The organism is Bacillus sp. AR13-1 (assembly GCF_008042285.1).
GTDB classification, from domain to species: Bacteria; Bacillota; Bacilli; order Bacillales; family Bacillaceae_G; genus Bacillus_A; species Bacillus_A mycoides.
In genome coordinates this window covers 1-17,379 of record NZ_QNUA01000030.1, presented here as the reverse complement: position 1 = coordinate 17,379, position 17,379 = coordinate 1, and the positions used below count along the sequence as shown (strand labels likewise).

At 35.5% G+C, this 17,379-nt stretch carries 16 protein-coding genes and 1 pseudogene; 4 read left to right on the top strand and 13 right to left on the bottom strand.

The window, feature by feature from the left end; genetic code table 11:
• Positions 1-4 precede the first annotated feature (4 nt).
• The 3 genes from lepB to DN408_RS20760 form a co-directional block, all read right to left on the bottom strand.
• Positions 5-541 carry a signal peptidase I gene (lepB, locus tag DN408_RS20770; RefSeq protein ID WP_002029576.1) on the bottom strand — a complete coding sequence of 179 codons (537 nt, stop codon included), beginning with the start codon at positions 539-541 and terminating at the stop codon, positions 5-7.
• 287 nt (positions 542-828) lie between these two features.
• Positions 829-1,509: a lysoplasmalogenase gene (locus DN408_RS20765; RefSeq protein ID WP_002029577.1), complete on the bottom strand. Its 681-nt coding sequence runs from the start codon at positions 1,507-1,509 to the stop codon at positions 829-831.
• 123 nt (positions 1,510-1,632) lie between these two features.
• Positions 1,633-2,583, bottom strand: a complete 951-nt coding sequence (locus DN408_RS20760) for a DMT family transporter (protein ID WP_002186856.1) — start codon at positions 2,581-2,583, stop codon at positions 1,633-1,635.
• A 365-nt stretch (positions 2,584-2,948) separates the two neighbouring features.
• On the opposite strand from DN408_RS20760, the gene DN408_RS20755 reads away from it, so the two are divergent.
• Positions 2,949-4,874, top strand: a complete 1,926-nt coding sequence (locus DN408_RS20755; protein ID WP_002169232.1) for a heavy metal translocating P-type ATPase — start codon at positions 2,949-2,951, stop codon at positions 4,872-4,874.
• A gap of 181 nt (positions 4,875-5,055) precedes the next feature.
• Here the strand turns inward: DN408_RS20755 and DN408_RS20750 are convergent, their stop codons facing one another.
• The 3 genes from DN408_RS20750 to DN408_RS20740 are packed head-to-tail and all read right to left on the bottom strand — an operon-like array spanning position 5,056 to position 6,964.
• A complete protein-coding gene (locus tag DN408_RS20750) occupies positions 5,056-5,925 on the bottom strand; it encodes a YihY/virulence factor BrkB family protein (protein ID WP_002125008.1) in 870 nt (289 codons plus the stop codon).
• A gap of 5 nt (positions 5,926-5,930) precedes the next feature.
• Entirely contained in the window at positions 5,931-6,446 is a 516-nt protein-coding gene (locus DN408_RS20745; protein ID WP_002125007.1) for a DUF4075 domain-containing protein, read from the bottom strand.
• Between the two features lie 53 nt (positions 6,447-6,499).
• Complete coding sequence (locus DN408_RS20740) at positions 6,500-6,964, bottom strand: low molecular weight protein-tyrosine-phosphatase (protein ID WP_002125006.1); 465 nt, start codon at positions 6,962-6,964, stop codon at positions 6,500-6,502.
• Positions 6,965-7,139: 175 nt separating this feature from the next.
• Here DN408_RS20740 and DN408_RS20735 point away from each other — a divergent pair, with 175 nt between their 5' ends.
• Together DN408_RS20735 and DN408_RS20730 are read left to right on the top strand one after the other, a co-directional pair.
• Complete coding sequence (locus DN408_RS20735; protein WP_002010236.1) at positions 7,140-7,364, top strand: DUF1128 domain-containing protein; 225 nt, start codon at positions 7,140-7,142, stop codon at positions 7,362-7,364.
• A 192-nt stretch (positions 7,365-7,556) separates the two neighbouring features.
• On the top strand, positions 7,557-10,223 hold the full coding sequence (locus DN408_RS20730; RefSeq protein WP_078178184.1) for a cation-translocating P-type ATPase: 2,667 nt from the start codon (positions 7,557-7,559) through the stop codon (positions 10,221-10,223).
• Between the two features lie 34 nt (positions 10,224-10,257).
• Here the strand turns inward: DN408_RS20730 and DN408_RS20725 are convergent, their stop codons facing one another.
• The 7 genes from DN408_RS20725 to DN408_RS20695 form a co-directional block, all read right to left on the bottom strand.
• Positions 10,258-11,340 (bottom strand): toxic anion resistance protein, encoded by a 1,083-nt coding sequence (locus DN408_RS20725; protein WP_002029585.1) that lies wholly within the window; start codon positions 11,338-11,340, stop codon positions 10,258-10,260.
• Between the two features lie 18 nt (positions 11,341-11,358).
• Entirely contained in the window at positions 11,359-12,990 is a 1,632-nt protein-coding gene (locus DN408_RS20720) for a YceG family protein (RefSeq protein ID WP_016121411.1), read from the bottom strand.
• Positions 12,991-13,100: 110 nt separating this feature from the next.
• Positions 13,101-13,892: a TerC family protein gene (locus DN408_RS20715; RefSeq protein WP_059037950.1), complete on the bottom strand. Its 792-nt coding sequence runs from the start codon at positions 13,890-13,892 to the stop codon at positions 13,101-13,103.
• Between the two features lie 73 nt (positions 13,893-13,965).
• Positions 13,966-14,544 (bottom strand): TerD family protein, encoded by a 579-nt coding sequence (locus tag DN408_RS20710; protein WP_002010227.1) that lies wholly within the window; start codon positions 14,542-14,544, stop codon positions 13,966-13,968.
• Positions 14,545-14,624: 80 nt separating this feature from the next.
• Positions 14,625-15,209, bottom strand: a complete 585-nt coding sequence (locus DN408_RS20705) for a TerD family protein (protein WP_002124998.1) — start codon at positions 15,207-15,209, stop codon at positions 14,625-14,627.
• A 23-nt stretch (positions 15,210-15,232) separates the two neighbouring features.
• Positions 15,233-15,829 (bottom strand): TerD family protein, encoded by a 597-nt coding sequence (locus DN408_RS20700; RefSeq protein ID WP_002029589.1) that lies wholly within the window; start codon positions 15,827-15,829, stop codon positions 15,233-15,235.
• Between the two features lie 128 nt (positions 15,830-15,957).
• Positions 15,958-16,836, bottom strand: coding sequence for an ROK family protein (locus DN408_RS20695; RefSeq protein WP_078178185.1), 879 nt, complete (start codon positions 16,834-16,836; stop codon positions 15,958-15,960).
• Positions 16,837-17,069: 233 nt separating this feature from the next.
• Here DN408_RS20695 and DN408_RS20690 point away from each other — a divergent pair.
• A pseudogene (locus DN408_RS20690) lies at positions 17,070-17,379 on the top strand (cell wall anchor protein); the annotation flags it as partial.

The window sequence follows — 17,379 nt, the reverse complement described above, 5'->3', positions numbered from 1 at the left end:
ATTTTTAATCTACAATTTTCACATGTTCAAATGGATAATATATCGCCATGAACTTTCCTAATACTTCTGTTCTATCAATGAGCCCTAAACCGTTCCTACTATCCCTACTAACTAAACGATTATCTCCCATCACAAAAATTTTATTTTTAGGAATTGTAATCGGTCCAAAATCTTCAGTTAAATTGATAAGTAATTTTTCTGCCTGTTTTTTATTATTCTTTAAATACTCTTCATTTTTCACTTGATGATTAACATATAATTGATCATTCTTCATCTCAATTACATCTCCTGGTAATCCAATAACTCTCTTCACATAGAAATTATCTGTCTTCACGACAATAATATCCTCTCTCTCATAACTTTCAAATCTCTTTGCAAGTTTATTAATAATTACTTTATCTCCATCTTGTAACGTCGGCCTCATCGATGCTCCTTTTACAGTCGTAGGGAAAAACAAAAAGATTTTTGCCAAAAACACTAATAAACATGCAATTGCAATTATTTCAAAGAATTCACGCAAACATTTTTTCTTTTGCATCATTCCACCATCTCATCATCTTTTTATTTTTATTATAAGTACTCCGACTGGTTAATTTCCACAAAATTCTGAATTATAACATCAGAATATTACAAATATAAAAATAATAATCCCTATAAATTCACTATTTTTATATACTATGTTTTCCATCTATCAAACAGGACTTTTCCTATGAAATTTATGCTTAGAAAGTATAAGATACTGCACAAATTAAACAAACAAATATAATAGCATAGCAATAAAAAAGATACTCTCAAAATAGTCTATCAACTATTTTTGAGAGTATCTTTTTATAATCCTACATATACAATACACATCTGCGCTGCGACATATGTAAACCAAATCCAAAGCGGTTCATACTTCAGTTTGCGCCCTCCGATATCTGTCACGCCGATAATAAAATCAGAAATCACAAACAGTAAACCACCAAGTGCTGGTATCCACCATATTCCTATATTCTCGTAATATAAGGCGAATGCAAAACATGCCATTCCTCCAACCCACAAACCGTAAATTAGAGCGCCTATTGTAAAAAGTTTGTCTTGTTTTTCATTTCGAATAAAGAAAAACCACCCTATAATTAGAAAGAGTCCGTATACGAATAAACCGATCCAAAAACCATTCCATGAAATACCTGTTTGTAAAAATGCTTTCACATAGAAACAATGTGCAAGAGCGAAAGTAACCATTCCTCCAATTAATCGATGACCAATTGGAATTAATCCTGCCATAAATAAATCCCCTACAGTTGATAAAGTCATACCGAGTGCAACCCACGTACTGTACTCAGCCGATGGATCTTGTAACCATATCCAAATTGCACTTCCTGTTAAAGAAAAACTAAGAATAAGACGAACTGCTAAAGGTAACGGCATATTATTTCTCGTTCTCTTCGTCTGTCCTATTGCATAAATTGCTCCCATTAAAAAAAGAATAATTTGCCCGACTAACACAATGTAAAGTACATTCATAATATGTTCTCCTCAATAAATGCTTTATTCTATCTTTTTTCGTTACATATATCACGTTCTCCTTTTTCTATGTAAAAAAAGAAGAACAATACTGTTCTTCCATTTTAATCGTTTTTCTGTTCTCTATGCTACTTGTTTTTCTTGCTCAACTTTCTTTTTAACCGGGTTACGATTTACTACAATAATTCCCGCTGCGACACATGCTAAACCAAATAGTACAAAGGAATGGATTGCTTCCCCTAAAATTAGACTTGATAGTAGCACACCAAACACTGGTATAAAGAACATATACATCGAGACTTTCCCTACTTTGTTATACTTCATAATTGTATTCCATATACAGAATCCGGCTGCTGATAAGAACGATAAATATAAGAGCATAAGTATTGCATGTAGATTAAATGTGAATGGCATCATTCCAACTTGAAATGCACCTATACATAGCAACCCAATTGATCCGAAAATCATCTGATATGCTGTCATATACCCAATATCTAATGTTTTACTACCTTCTTTCGCTAATATGTTTCCATACGAATACATCATGGCTGCCCCAAGAAGTAATAAGCTACCTATTCCAAAATGAAATGATAAACTTCCATCACTCGGTACATTCACTAAAATCACACCGCAAAAACCGATAGCTACTCCAATTACTTTTCGCCTATTTAGAGCATCATCTTTATATAAAAAGTGTGCGAGTAAAATTTGAAAGAATGATGATGTTCCTGAAATAATCGCTCCTTCAATTCCTGAGCTGTAACTCATTCCAATATAAAAACATATATATTGAAGAAAAGTTTGAAACAAGCCAATTTGAACTAACTGCTTTCCTGTTCCTTTTTTGAACTTCATATCTTTGCCTAACGCTTTAAAAAATAATAAGAGCATTACACCAGATAAGAAAAAGCGATAGCCAGCAAATAATATTTGTTCCCCGACTTCTTGTGGCTGAATTCCAAGTTCAGCATAGCTTAATTTAATAAAGGGAAATGCGCTTCCCCATAAAAATGTTGCTACTATTGCAGCAATAAACACGCCAATCGGATGGGTAAAAAATTTCTCTGTCTTCAACTTGATGTCTTCCTTTCCGACCTTTTTATGAACAATATTCATATATACCAAAGGAAATGCGAAAACACAAGTTTTCAGTTTATCCCGCTATTCGCCGGGCAGTAAAAGCCCGATTGGCGAGGGCTAATAATCATCGTGGGATGAACAAAACCCCCACTAATTAAAGTTTCACTTTATACTAAAACAAAAACATATCATCTAAGAAAAACATATGCTATACTATAGAATAATTACAACATAATAACTATTAAAATCAGATTCAACAGAAATGCTGCTATCCATTATGGATGGCAGCTTTCGTCGTTTTATAGGGGTTTCGATTTTGATTCTTTTTCTCAATAAGAATTCGGAAGGAGCGAGTATTAATGAACGCAGAAGTAAAAACATTACAAGCACAAAAAGATATTTCTCATCCCTCTTTATGGGATACATTAAAGAAACATTATGAACTTATATTTGCAATCACATCTGGTATTTTTATTTTAGCTGGTTGGTTATTCACAAAAAATGATGCAATAAGTGCAGGTATTACTTTCTATATCCTTGCTTATGTAATTGGAGGATTTGCAAAAGCGAAAGAAGGTATTGAAGACACAATTGAAGAGAAAGAGCTAAATGTTGAAATGCTCATGATTTTTGCAGCTATCGGTGCCGCAGTTATCGGTTACTGGGCAGAAGGTGCTATTTTAATCTTCATCTTTGCATTAAGCGGTGCAATGGAATCTTATACATTAAGTAAAAGCCAAAAAGAAATTTCAGCGCTTCTTAATCTACAACCGGAAGAAGCATTACGTATTTCAACTGGAACCGAGGAACGTATTCCAGTTGGACAATTACAAATTAACGATATTATTTTAATTAAGCCAGGTGAGCGTGTTCCTGCTGATGGCACAATTCATAATGGTGAAACAAATATTGATGAAGCAGCTATTACAGGAGAACCTATTCCGAATGAGAAAAAATTCGGCGATGAAGTATTTGCCGGCACTGTAAATTTACGTGGTGCTATCGAAGTTAAAATTACGAAGCCGAGCGATCAAACATTATTCCAAAAGATTATTCGTCTCGTTCAAAGTGCACAAAGCGAAAAATCACCATCACAACTATTCATCGAAAAATTTGAAGGAACATACGTAAAAGGTGTGCTGCTCGTTGTTGCGCTTATGATGTTCGTTCCTCATTTCTTACTTGATTGGAGTTGGAATGAAACGTTTTATCGCGCTATGATCTTACTTGTAGTCGCTTCTCCTTGTGCTCTAGTTGCAGCTATTACACCAGCAACTTTATCAGCAATTTCAAACGGAGCGAGAAACGGTATTCTCTTTAAAGGTGGTATTCATTTAGAACGTCTAGCTTCAGTAAAGGCGATTGCCTTTGATAAAACGGGAACATTAACACAAGGAAAACCTACTGTAACAGATGTATATGTTCGAGAAGGCATAGCAGAAAGTGAAGTACTTTCTATTACAGCAGCGATTGAAAGTCACTCTACACACCCTTTAGCAGAAGCGATTGTTAAATATGCAAAACATGCTTACGACATTACGATAAAAAAACCAGAAAACGTTGAAGATGTAACTGGTTTTGGATTAAAAGGAATATTAGAAAACAAAGCTTATAAAATTGGTAAAGCTGATTTTATCGGAGAAGAAATAAAAACATTTCATAATGGCATTTCTGCTTCACTTGAAAAAGAGGGGAAAACTGTCGTTTATATTAGTGATGAGGATGGTATTCTTGGACTGATTGCTTTAAAAGATACCCTTCGCCAAGAAACGATAGCGGCTATTCGTGATTTGCAAAGCATTGGTGTCGAAGCAATCATGATTACTGGTGATAATGAAGAAACAGCAAAAGCAATTGCCAATGAAAGTAATATAAAAGAATATTACGCATCATGTTTACCGGAAACAAAAGTTGAAACGATAAAGCAGTTAAAAGAAAAGTACGGCATAGTCGCCATGGTTGGAGATGGTATAAACGATGCACCTGCCCTCGCTACTGCTAGTATTGGTGTTGCAATGGGTGAAGGAACAGACGTGGCATTAGAGACTGCAGACGTTGTTCTTATGAAAAACGAATTATCTCGTCTCTCTCAAGCAATCCGTTTATCAAAACGAATGAACCGTATTGTGAAGCAAAACGTTATCTTCTCTTTAGCTGTCATTGCAATGCTGATTTGTTCAAATTTTTTACAGTTTTTAGCGCTTCCCTTCGGTGTTATTGGACATGAAGGAAGTACCATTCTTGTAATTTTGAATGGCTTACGATTATTAAAAGGAAATAATTAAAACGGGTCCCTCATAAAGGACCCGCTTTTTTTAATGGTAGCTATTGTGACCGTTCGCACTGCTGCTCGTTTTATGCTTTGGATGCGAACTGCTCTTTTGTTTGTTATTTTTATTATTGTGGTTCTTTTTATTATTACTCATGAAATATCCCCCCTGTTCCCTTTTATTATGGAACAAGAGCTCATTTTTCATTACGGGAATTATTGTCACCCGTTCTATAATGATGGAGTAAACCATTAATTTCACCGCCAAGTAAAATTACCCATCCAGTTAAGTAAAACCATAACATTAAAATAATAATACCACCGAGACCACCATATGTATTAGCGTAATTTGCAAATTTATCTACATAATAGGCAAATGAGTACGATACCACAATCCATCCTATAGTAGCAAATAACGCCCCTGAAACAACTTCTCTTCTCTTTAACTTACGATCAGGCGCAAATGTATATAAAAAGCTAAACAAAGCGATTAAAACGAAGAAACTTGCTACTAAACGTGTAATGCTCCAAACATAAGAAAAACTATCCGATAAACCAATTGCTTTAAACACGGCTGCCCCAATCACTTGTCCAAATACTGGGACGATTAGTGCAAACACGATCATAAAAATTATTGCTAACGTGAACACGATAGATAAAGCTCTTGTTTTAATAAAGGAGCGTGTTTCTGTTACATCATACGCGCGGTTAAAAGCATTCATAACCGCATTAACACCATTTGAGGCAAACCATAACATCGATAATAGACCAAATGATAATAAACCACCATTTTGCTGATTTACAACTTTATCTACATTTACCTCAATTAAGTTCATCGCATCATCTGGTACATAAACCTCTAATAAACTAAGCACATCCTCTGTTTGAATGGGAATAAAGCCAAGAAGCGTAATTAAGAAAACAAGCCCAGGGAAAATCGCAAGCAAGAAGAAATAAGCGAGCTGTGCTGCTAAGCCCGCTACATCATCGCGCATCGTCCGGTCATATAAATCTTTCCCAAACGAAAAAGTGCGATTTCTTTTTGCTTTTTCTAGAAATTTTCTCATATTTTTTAGACGCTTTTCTTCTCTTCTTTATTTTGCTTTAGCTCAATGTATGCTTCAGTTTTTTTTTCCTCTGCATTTGAGTCCTTCATAAATAATTCACGCGCTTCTTTCATACCACCATCTTCAGCTACCACTGGCTCTTCTTCTGCTTTAAGCTCATCTACCTTTGGAGATACAGCTTGAATTTCAATCGTTTCCGGCTTTTCTACTGGCACAATCTTTTTCTTACTAAACATTTCTTTCGTTTCTTTTAACGTTTCTACAACAGACGGCGTCAATTTTTTAATTTCTGCTACTTTCGCTTTCACTACATTGAAATCAGCAAGTTCGCGTCCTTTATCTGTAACAGTTTGCACTTTTTCTTTTATCTTCGCATTTTCACCAATCTCAATCATCTTTGTTTTTGCTTTTTCTGCCGTATTTTTTACTTTTTCACGGTTTTCTTTCTTTAACATAGATACAGCTACACCTGCAGCTACACCAATCGCAATGTTTCGAGCAATATTATTTTTCTTTGCCATATTCCTTCACCCTTTCATTTCTTATATTAGAAAGTATTACTTTCTAAGCTTCCTCATATTCCTTGTTCATTTCGAATGAAAGCTAATAGCTTTACACACCCTTCTGTTACAAGGTCATACACTTCTTGGAAGTTCCCTGTAAAGTAAGGGTCAGGAACGTCTGTCCAGCCACCGTCTGGAACAAAATCGGACAGCCTACCAATATAGCCTCCAGTTTTACCAAAACTTTTTAAATCCGCTATATTCTTGTTGTCCATGGCAATAATATAATCAAACTTTGTTAAGTCTTCTTTTTCTACTTGCCGTGCTTTAATTCCTTCAAAAGAGACTTCATTTTCTTTTAAAATTTTTTGTGTTCCTTTATGTGGTGGATGACCAATATGCCAATCTCCAGTTCCTGCAGAATCAATGACAATTTTCTCTTCGAGTCCCTCTTTTACGACAAAATCTCGAAAAATTGCTTCTGCCATTGGAGAACGACAAATGTTCCCAAGACAAACAAACAATACTCGGACCATATTTTTGTTTCTTCCCTTCTTGGTGCATTTCTTAATATATATCTATAGTATAAGCAACCAATTATTAATTATAAAGGAAATCCCTACTAATTTAATAGGATTGAAAAGTTTCATTAACGAAAATGATAAAAAAATGTTAAGATAACCTTATGTTATTTTAAAGGGGGACACTTCGGTGGATTTATCCGTGAAATCAGAAGCAAACGTTGAATATATGGTAGAAGCTATTAAAGAAAAATTACGCATGGTTAATGCTGGAGCAATGAGAGCTGCTAGTTTTAACGAAGAAATGTACGAGGACTTACGTGACATTTATGAGCATGTTATGAAACGTGAAACATTCAGTATTAGTGAAATGCAAGCTATTACTGAGGAACTAGGTACATTAATTAAAAAATAACAAAGAGCCTCACGTATGCGAGGCTCTTTTAATTTCAACAAATTCATGACAACTCTTCTCTTTTCCTCATCACATTCTAAAATACTGTACAATGAAAGTAGAATCTCACCTTAGATTTTTTCTCCATACATACTACTCTAAAAAAATTGCCACACTACCATTGCTAACTGTTTTTACTGGGGGTGCTTACTTATGAGCAATTGGTACAGTAAGACGAAAAATCAAACATTAATCGACCTAGAAACAAATGAACAACACGGTTTAACAGATGAAATCGTAAATGAACGTTTAAAGCAATATGGTTATAATGAATTAGCTACCAAACAAAAACGTACTTTATGGCAACGCGTTTTCGCCCAAATTAATGACGTCCTCGTATATGTCCTTATTATCGCTGCCCTTATTTCTGCCTTTGTAGGTGAATGGGCTGATGCAAGTATTATCGCGCTCGTTGTAGTTTTAAATGCCGTTATCGGTGTAATCCAAGAATCGAAAGCAGAACAGGCTTTAGAAGCATTGAAAAAGATGGCAACACCTAAAGCTATCGTAAAGCGAGATGGTGAACTAAAAGAAATTCCATCTGAGCACGTCGTTCCAGGTGATATCGTTATGCTTGATGCTGGGCGGTATATCCCCTGCGATTTACGCCTTATCGAAACTGCAAATTTAAAAGTTGAAGAATCTGCTCTAACTGGTGAATCCGTCCCTGTCGATAAAGATGCAGTCTACCACCCTTCCATGCAAAGTGATGAGCAAGTACCATTAGGCGATCAAAAAAACATGGCATTTATGTCGACGTTAGTAACGTATGGACGTGGCGCTGGTGTTGCTGTTGAAACTGGGATGAACTCACAAATTGGCAAGATTGCTACCCTTTTACATGAAGCAGACGATGATATGACACCACTTCAAAAAAGCTTAGCACAAGTAGGAAAATATTTAGGTTTTGTCGCTGTAGCTATTTGCGCTATTATGTTTCTCATCGGTTTTTTACAAGGACGAGATACTTTGGAAATGTTTATGACTGCAATTAGTTTAGCTGTTGCAGCCATTCCAGAAGGCTTACCAGCTATCGTTTCCATCGTTCTTGCCATTGGTGTTCAGCGTATGATTAAACAAAACGTTATCATTCGTAAACTACCAGCTGTTGAAGCTCTCGGTTCTGTCACAATTATTTGTTCAGATAAAACAGGTACATTAACTCAAAATAAAATGACCGTTACTCACTTTTATAGTGATCGCACATACGACCAGCTAGAAAATTTGAATATAAATAATGATGTACACCGTCTATTATTAGAAAATATGGTTTTATGCAACGATGCCTCTTACAGTACCGACTCACAAACAGGGGATCCTACAGAAATTGCCCTTCTTGTTGCCGGAAGCTCTTTTAACATTCAAAAAGATCATTTAGAAAATAAACATGAACGTGTTAACGAATTACCTTTCGAGTCTGATCGTAAAATGATGTCAACTGTACATACGTACGATGAAAGCTACTATAGCATGACGAAAGGTGCAATTGATAAACTTTTACCTCACTGTACCCATATCTTTATAAATAATAAAATTGAGATCTTAACAGATTCTGATAAAAATCAAATATTAGAAGCTGCCGGGTCAATGTCACAAGAAGCCTTAAGAGTACTTTCATTCGCATATAAAAGATACGATTCAAACGATGTGAATATAAATCACCTCGAAGAAAATCTTATCTTTATCGGTCTTGTCGGTATGATTGATCCACCACGCACAGAAGTAAAAGATTCAATTACAGAATGTCAAAAAGCTGGTATTCGCACAGTTATGATTACTGGTGATCATAAGGATACCGCCTTTGCAATTGCCAAAGAACTTGGTATTGCTGAAGAAAAATCTGAAATTATGATTGGAACTGAATTAGATACCATTTCAGATACAGAACTAGCAAGTAAAATTAATCACTTAAATGTATTCGCTAGGGTCTCTCCAGAACATAAAGTGAAGATTGTAAAAGCATTACGTGCTGAAGGAAATATCGTTTCCATGACTGGTGACGGTGTAAATGATGCTCCTTCTTTAAAGCAAGCAGATGTTGGAGTAGCAATGGGAATTACAGGAACAGATGTCGCAAAAGGCGCAGCAGATGTAGTTTTAACAGATGATAACTTCTCATCTATTGTGAAAGCTGTTGAAGAAGGAAGAAATATTTATCGTAATATTAAAAAGTCTATTCTCTTCCTACTTTCTTGTAATTTCGGCGAAATTATAGCTCTCTTTTTAGCTATTTTACTCGGCTGGGCAACACCACTACGCCCTATCCACATTTTATGGGTAAATTTAATTACAGATACACTACCTGCATTATCACTCGGTGTTGATCCTGAAGATCCAGATGTGATGAAGGAAAAACCACGACATGCGAAAGAAAGCTTATTTAGCGGCAGCGTTCCTTTTCTTATTTTCAATGGGGTTGTAATTGGACTTCTTACTTTAACAGCCTTTATCGTTGGGGCAAAGCTCTATACAGGAGATACAAATTTATTTCCTCTCTTCCCAGAGCAAATTGATGAAGACGCGCTATTACACGCTCAAACGATGGCATTTGTCGTTCTTAGTTTCTCTCAACTCGTTCATTCATTTAACTTACGTTCAAGAACGAAATCAATTTTTTCAATTGGGATATTTACAAATAAATATTTAGTCTTCTCACTTCTAATCGGTGTTCTTATGCAAGTGTGTATTATCTCCATCCCACATCTTGCCAATATATTTGGTGTGCATGCATTAACAATGCGAGATTGGGGATTTGTTCTCTTGTTAAGTATCATTCCGCTTGTTGTGAATGAAATCATTAAATTAGTTAAGAGAAACTAAAAGGCAATGAGGACTGTTCCTCATTGCCTTTTCTTTATCCTTGTAATTCTTTTTTGATGTTCTCTGTTAATGTAGCCATGCGCTTGCGGCTTTCTTCACGCTCACGTTTATTTTGCTCTTCAATTTGTTGTGTTTCTTGCATACCTCTTGAAATAATGTTCCAAGTTTCCTCAAGTGTTTCCATCTTAATACTAGAAGAACCTGATAATCTCGCTACTTCCACACTTTGAGTTGCGATATTTTGTGCATTTTTCTTAAGTAATTCATTTGTACGGCGATCAAGTTCAGCCATAGAGTCCGCAACAAGCTTTTGACGTTTCGCATTTACCGCTTGAATGATACCATTTTTAAAGATAGGAATCGTTGTAATAAATGCTGTATTGATTTTACCGATTAATTTATTGTTACCGCGTTGAATCATACGAATTTGTGGTGCCGTTAATAGAGCAACCATACGTGCTTTTTCTAAATCATCAATACGTTGTTCTAAAATTTCAACAGAGTTTTTAAGCGATTCTAATTCAATACCCGCTAACTGATCATTATTACGTATGCGCTCTTCGTACATCGGAACTAACTCTGTATTTAAACGCTCTAATAACATTTCCCCTGCTACTACGTATTTTTCTAAGTCTAAATAATACTTTAAGTTTTGCTCATATAAACCATCTAACGTACCAATTGATTTTTTCATTTCATCTTGATACTTCGTAATTTCTACGTATACTTTATCCATTTCGCGACCCATCGTCTGATACTTACTAAAGATTTGTTCAATCATTTTATCTGCTTTTTTGAACATACGTGAGAAGAAACCACTTTTCTCTTCCGCAAAGTCTTTACTATCAAATCTGTCCATAATTTTACCAAGCTGTTTTAATAATTCACCAGAGTCTTCTACTTTCGATAAAGACATTGTATGTAAAATTTGATCAGCGAAACGTGAAATTTCCATAGAAGGTTCTTTTCCGAGTTCAATTAATTCTAATTGATCTTTAATGTCTACTGCGTTATAAATACGTTGCACTTCTGCATCTTGTCTAAGTTGCAAGCGAACATCTTGTGCGGTTTGCTCATTCAATTCTGTTTTCGAATCTAGTACGACTGGGTTATTCATATGGTATTCTCCCTTTCCTTATAAAAATGGACGAAATAGTCCTTTTATTGTTTGTGATAAATTTTTATAGGCTGATGAACCATGAAATTCAAGATCGAAATTAACTTCTTCAAGCCAATGTGAATCAAATGCTCCTGATTCAATATACGGTTCAATATCGTTTCTCCCCGTTGGATTAAAGTGGAATACATCTACTCCAATTTGATTTAAAAATAGTAATAACACAGCATCAGAACGACTTAATTCTCCGCTCTTCTCATTATTAAATATAACAATTTTCGGTACTTCTTGCGAATAATCAAATTTCTCAAGCTGCTCTAAAATGTTCGGTGGTATTTGAGAGAGTTGTGCGAAAACATACAGTGCTACATCTTGTTTCGTCTCTTTCGCAATTGGTTTACACATTTCACTTTCACACGTATGGATGATTGCTTCTGCAATACCATGTTGTAATCCTTCTGGTAATCGCTTATGTGGCCACCAATGGCTGTTCATAATTAAATCTGGATGTAACTTCCCTGCGCGGTCCAATGCATCTCGATAATGATATTGGAAATTCGCTTTTTGTTCTTTCGTAAACGGGAATGTATTAATCAAGAAACTGTTATCAAATGATGTAACAGCCTTTAATCGCTGAAAATATTCTTTATCATTCTTTGAAACACCTGATATTTTTGCAAATAAAGAAGGAATATAAATATGCTTATTTTCAACAAAGAATGTTGGACGTACAAATGCCTTTTCTTTCGTAATTAAAAAGAGTTCATCGTACGTCGTTTTGAGCGTACGGGCTACAGGTGTATACGAACGGAATTGCCACGGTTTGTATAATAATGAATTATCGTGGTGAAGTACTTGCTCGATTTCTTTTGAAGCTTGATAAGCTACCGTTGCGACGCGTTCACGACGCCGATCAGGAAATGGTTCCAATGAAATACGGCCTGAATGAGATACGACAAAGGTCTTTCCTTCCTCATCTACACTCTCAAATCCATCTTTTCCTTCTGGGTGATAATAAAGCACATCGCAGCCGAGCATAATAAGAAAGTATAAGAAATATATACGACTCTCCGTCGCATCACCGTACCAAACGATACGCGGCATTTGTTTCTTATAATTAATCGTAGAGAACCACTTCGCTACGTAATTTTCACTTAATTTAATCATATCGATTAAGAAACGCCGGAATCCTTCTGTTTTTAAAGATTGATTATGTTGTTTCTCATACAATTTCAATACAGAAATAAACGTCGTATGTATATAATGCTGTAAATCAGGATTGTCTACTTGCGGTAATAGTTGTTTTCCAGACAAATGTGCTACAAGCCTATTTACTGTAAGTCCATTCGGCGCTTCTTGATGTAATGCAAAAACTTCTTGAATATGGCGCAGTTTTTCGGGATCAATCACCTTATTTAAATTTTGTTCATGCAAAACCTCGATCCCTTTTGCTTCATTATAATCAAATAGTTCATTGAAATATTCATCTACATCATTCGGAACACCAAGAATGCGACTTGCTATATAACTAAATTTCATCTCATTCTCTGTCAGTTCATATTGTGGGCGTTTTTCTAAATGCGCTTCAAATTGCTTTAAATCTGATTCATCTTTTAATGCACATGGTTGAAGTGTAAAACGTGAAAACACAACAGTTCACCTCCAAAAACATTTACGTTTTTTATAAAGTCTCTCTTCTATTATAAACTATTTTTAGTTATAAAAAATGGGCGCTCGCATAACGAGCAAACCCATTTCAATTATTTATGTTCATTTTTAGTAGCTGCAACTTCTTCTTTAGCTTGTCCAGAATTCTTCATGTAGTGAAGTATAAATGTTGCTCCAAACGCTATAACTAAAATAATAAAGAACAGCGTATGACTTACTTCAATATGAATGACAGACAGTAGCATTTTTGCTGCAATAATTAAGATTAAAATATATGCTGTCGTTTCAAGTTCTGGAATACGCTCTAACAATTTTAAGAATACGCCAGCAATACCGCGCATCATTAAAATACCGAGCATTCCACCTAATAGTAAAATCCAAACTTCATTCGATACACCAAATGCAGCAAGTACACTATCTACAGAGAATGCGATATCCATTAATTCAACCATCGCAACTGTCCCCCAGAAGACACCGAACATTCTGAAGAGAATACCATTTTGGTTCATACCATGAGCTTCCTCTTCTTCTGCATTACCTTTTCTTTTATCAATGAAGTATTTAACTGAAAGCCAAGCTAAGTAAAGTGCACCTAACACTTTTACCCACCATAATTTAATTAAGAACATTCCGATTCCAATTGCAATAAAACGGAATACATAAGCTCCAATAAGTCCATAGAATAATGCTTTTTTTCGTTTTTCTTCTGGAAGATGTTTTACCATTACCGCTAACACAAGTGCATTGTCAGCAGATAATAACCCTTCAAGTACAACAAGTGTACCTATTAACCCCCAAGATACTGGATCTTGTAACACTTTAATCCACATGTCCAAGTCGAAAAACTGAGCATACGTATCAAGGATTCCTTGCAAAATACTCATCTTACCTTTATCCCCTATTCTTTGCTAGATTTATAGAAAGGTCAAAAAAAGGAAACGAATACCGTTTCCCTTCTTATGCATCCAAGCCATACGCTCTTACAAGCGCACCTAATCCACCTTGGAATCCACTTCCTACTGCACTAAACTTCCACTGTCCATTATGACGATATAATTCACAAAAGACAACTGCTGTTTCAATGGAGAAATCTTCCCCTAAATCAAAACGAAGAACTTCTTCGTTTGTTTCTTCATTTGCTAAACGCACGAATGCATTTGCAACCTGTCCAAAGTTTTGATTACGGCCTTCTCCATCATAAATTGTAACTGTAATAGCAATTTTATGAACATCTGCTGGAACCTTTTTCAAATCGACAACAAGTTGCTCATCATCACCGTCACCTGCACCTGTACGGTTATCTCCTGTATGTAAAACTGATTCACAAGGAGACTGTAAATTATTATAGAAAATAAAATCAGTTTCCTTCGTACATTTCCCGTTCGCATCTAATAAAAAGGCAGATGCATCTAAATCGAAATCAGATCCACCATCATAAGATTTAATATCCCATCCAAGACCAATTACTGCTCTTGATAAACCTGGGCTTGTTTTAGCTAAATCTATTTTCTGTCCTTTTTGCAATTGAATAACCATATATTTTCACCTCTATATTTTAATTTCAAAAAATATATCCATCAGTAAATACGCGTTTCACCGATGGATATATAAATCTATTACTCTACATCTAAACCAAAGTTATTACATAGAGAACCTAATCCACCTTGGAATCCACTTCCGATTGCATTGAATTTCCATTCACCTGCGTGACGGTATAATTCACTTACTACTACTGCAGTTTCAATAGAGAAATCTTCTCCTAAATCGTAACGAATTAATTCTGCATTCTTTTCTTCATCCATAATGCGTACGAAAGAGTTAGAAACTTGTCCGAAGTTTTGGCTACGGCCTTCTCCATCATAAATTGTGATTGTGAAGCAAATACGCTCGATATGTGCAGGAACATTTTTTAAGTCTATTTTAATTGTTTCATCGTCGCCTTCACCTGCACCTGTACGGTTATCTCCTAAATGCTCTACAGCACCATTCGCACCTTTTGGATTATTATAGAAAACGAAATCCTCTGCTCCTGAAACTTTACCGTTAGCACCTACTAAGAAGATACTAACATCTAAATCGAAATCGCTCTGTCCGTCATAACGATTCGTATCCCAACCAAGTCCTACAAGAACTTTCGAAAGACCTGGATTTGTTTTTGTTAAGTCTACCTTTTGTCCTTTTTTCAATGAAATTGATGCCATATACAATTCCTCCTTGGTTTATCTTATTGGTAACGTGATACAATCTCACTTAAGTTTTTATCTTGTGTTCCTTCTCCAACTGCTGAAAACTTCCATTCGTTTCCGTCTCGATACATTTCCCCTGCAATTAAAGTCATTTTGCCAGCGTAATTATCTGACAAGTTATAACGTGCTAATTCTTCACCTGTTTGTGGGTTTTGAATACGAATATATGCATTGCGAATCATCCCAAAATCTTGACGACGATTTACACAGTCATAAATATTTACAACGAATACTAAACGATTAATACGGCTCGGAACTTTATGTAATTCTACGAAAATTGTTTCGTCGTCACCAGCGCCTTCACCTGTTAAATTATCTCCTGAATGAATGATACTACCACAAGTAGAAAGTTTGTTGCCGAAGTAAACTAGATCATTTTTGTTTAAAAAACGATCCCCTTCTAACATAACAACAGATGCATCACAATCTACACTTGGTTTACTTCCAAATAAAGAAGACAGAAACCCACCTGATTGCCCAATTGGATCCCAGCCTAAGCCAACCTGCAGTTTCGCTACTCTCGGTTGTCCTTTTGTTAAATCAATCTTTTGTCCTTTTTCTAAAATAATAGGCATGAAGTTTCTTCCTTTCTACAAAGCATTTTCCAAATCGGAAAACATTGTATTCTCCTCTTATATTGTAGCATTATTTATCTAATGAGAAAAAGGATAAATTCTCAATTATATGAAAATAGATACTATATTTATTTATACTGATGTAATAAGTGGTAAATAGAACCAATCATTCCTGCACAATTGCCGCTTTGCGCAAGTTTAATCTCACAATTACTATAAATATCTTGATTTAAGTATGTTCCTATCTCTTCCTTCACTTCATTTAAAAAATCATCTCCTCTTTCAGTAATTCCCCCACCAATAATAATCATTTTCGGATTAAAAATATAAGCAAGGTTACTAATTCCAATCGCCAAATGTTTAAAGAAAATCTTCACGGCTTGAATAACACTGCTATCACCCTTATCATATAATTCGAAAATTGTTTTACCATCCCACTCCTTTTCACCTTTATATCTTCGTACGAGATGAATTAATCCCGAAATTGAGGCAACCTCCTCAAAAGTATTCCCTTCTATTAACATGCTCCCCCATTCCCCAGCGCCAAACGAATGTCCACGGTATAACTCCCCATTTATAACAATTGCTCCACCAATGCCCGTTCCAAGCGTAAGCATAATAAAATCGTTTTCTCCCCTCCCTGTACCTTTCCATTTCTCGCCTAAGGCCGCACAATTAACATCATTTTCAATAGATACAGGAACTTTTAATACTTCTTGTAGTCTCTCAACAATAGAAATATTAGCATAACGCGGAATATGATCCACACCTCCCGTTATAACTCCTTTATCAATATCAACAATTCCCGCTGTACTAATACCAATTCCGGAAATAGTATGTTCAGTCATTAACTTTTTTGATAAATATATAAGCTTTTGAACAATTTGTTCCCCGCCCAAGTGAATTTCTGTTGGGACCTTTTTATGTATTAGTACTACCCCTATTTCTGAAACAATTCCATATTTAATTTGCGTACCACCAATATCAAATGCAATATACTCTTTCATCCGTTACCACTTCCTCTACTATTATGAGTGTAAATTCTCCATCACTCTACTATATTCACATTAACTCTTTTCTCCCTTTAGAAATACACCTCCTTTTTCTTATGAAGTGGACTTGTTCAGTGCCCTCCCTTTTTCTATATATAGTTTTTTTGCATAAAACTCTTTTTCCTATGAAATATTACAAAGGGGTGTATTTTAGATGGAACAATAATTTTTTCTTCAGGAGGAAAACAATGACAAAAATCTTCATTTTAGCATCAACACTTTCTTTATCCTTTTTTAGCGGCTTAAATATTGGTAATGCTGCAACTGAAAACTTCAATCCAATAACAAACGCTATTGTACAAAATAACGATAATTTAGCAGAAGGTAATTCAAAAGATAATAATAAACCTCCAGGAAACAATGGTTCTCAGGACGATAGTGGTTCTGACGGCAATGGTTCTGGTGGCAACGGTTCTGGTGGCAACGGTTCTGGTGGCAATGGTTCTGGTGGCAGTGGTTCTGGTGGCAACGGTTCTGGTGGCAGTGGTTCTGGTGGCA

What these genes read in the sequence shown, in the direction of transcription:
- lepB (WP_002029576.1), bottom strand. Translation starts at nt 541, where the DNA reads ATGATGCAAAAGAAAAAATGTTTGCGTGAATTCTTTGAAATAATTGCA.
- DN408_RS20765 (WP_002029577.1), bottom strand. Translation starts at nt 1,509, where the DNA reads ATGAATGTACTTTACATTGTGTTAGTCGGGCAAATTATTCTTTTTTTA.
- DN408_RS20755 (WP_002169232.1), top strand. Translation starts at nt 2,949, where the DNA reads ATGAACGCAGAAGTAAAAACATTACAAGCACAAAAAGATATTTCTCAT.
- DN408_RS20750 (WP_002125008.1), bottom strand. Translation starts at nt 5,925, where the DNA reads ATGAGAAAATTTCTAGAAAAAGCAAAAAGAAATCGCACTTTTTCGTTT.
- DN408_RS20745 (WP_002125007.1), bottom strand. Translation starts at nt 6,446, where the DNA reads ATGGCAAAGAAAAATAATATTGCTCGAAACATTGCGATTGGTGTAGCT.
- DN408_RS20740 (WP_002125006.1), bottom strand. Translation starts at nt 6,964, where the DNA reads ATGGTCCGAGTATTGTTTGTTTGTCTTGGGAACATTTGTCGTTCTCCA.
- DN408_RS20730 (WP_078178184.1), top strand. Translation starts at nt 7,557, where the DNA reads ATGAGCAATTGGTACAGTAAGACGAAAAATCAAACATTAATCGACCTA.
- DN408_RS20725 (WP_002029585.1), bottom strand. Translation starts at nt 11,340, where the DNA reads ATGAATAACCCAGTCGTACTAGATTCGAAAACAGAATTGAATGAGCAA.
- DN408_RS20715 (WP_059037950.1), bottom strand. Translation starts at nt 13,892, where the DNA reads ATGAGTATTTTGCAAGGAATCCTTGATACGTATGCTCAGTTTTTCGAC.
- DN408_RS20710 (WP_002010227.1), bottom strand. Translation starts at nt 14,544, where the DNA reads ATGGTTATTCAATTGCAAAAAGGACAGAAAATAGATTTAGCTAAAACA.
- DN408_RS20705 (WP_002124998.1), bottom strand. Translation starts at nt 15,209, where the DNA reads ATGGCATCAATTTCATTGAAAAAAGGACAAAAGGTAGACTTAACAAAA.
- DN408_RS20700 (WP_002029589.1), bottom strand. Translation starts at nt 15,829, where the DNA reads ATGCCTATTATTTTAGAAAAAGGACAAAAGATTGATTTAACAAAAGGA.
- DN408_RS20695 (WP_078178185.1), bottom strand. Translation starts at nt 16,836, where the DNA reads ATGAAAGAGTATATTGCATTTGATATTGGTGGTACGCAAATTAAATAT.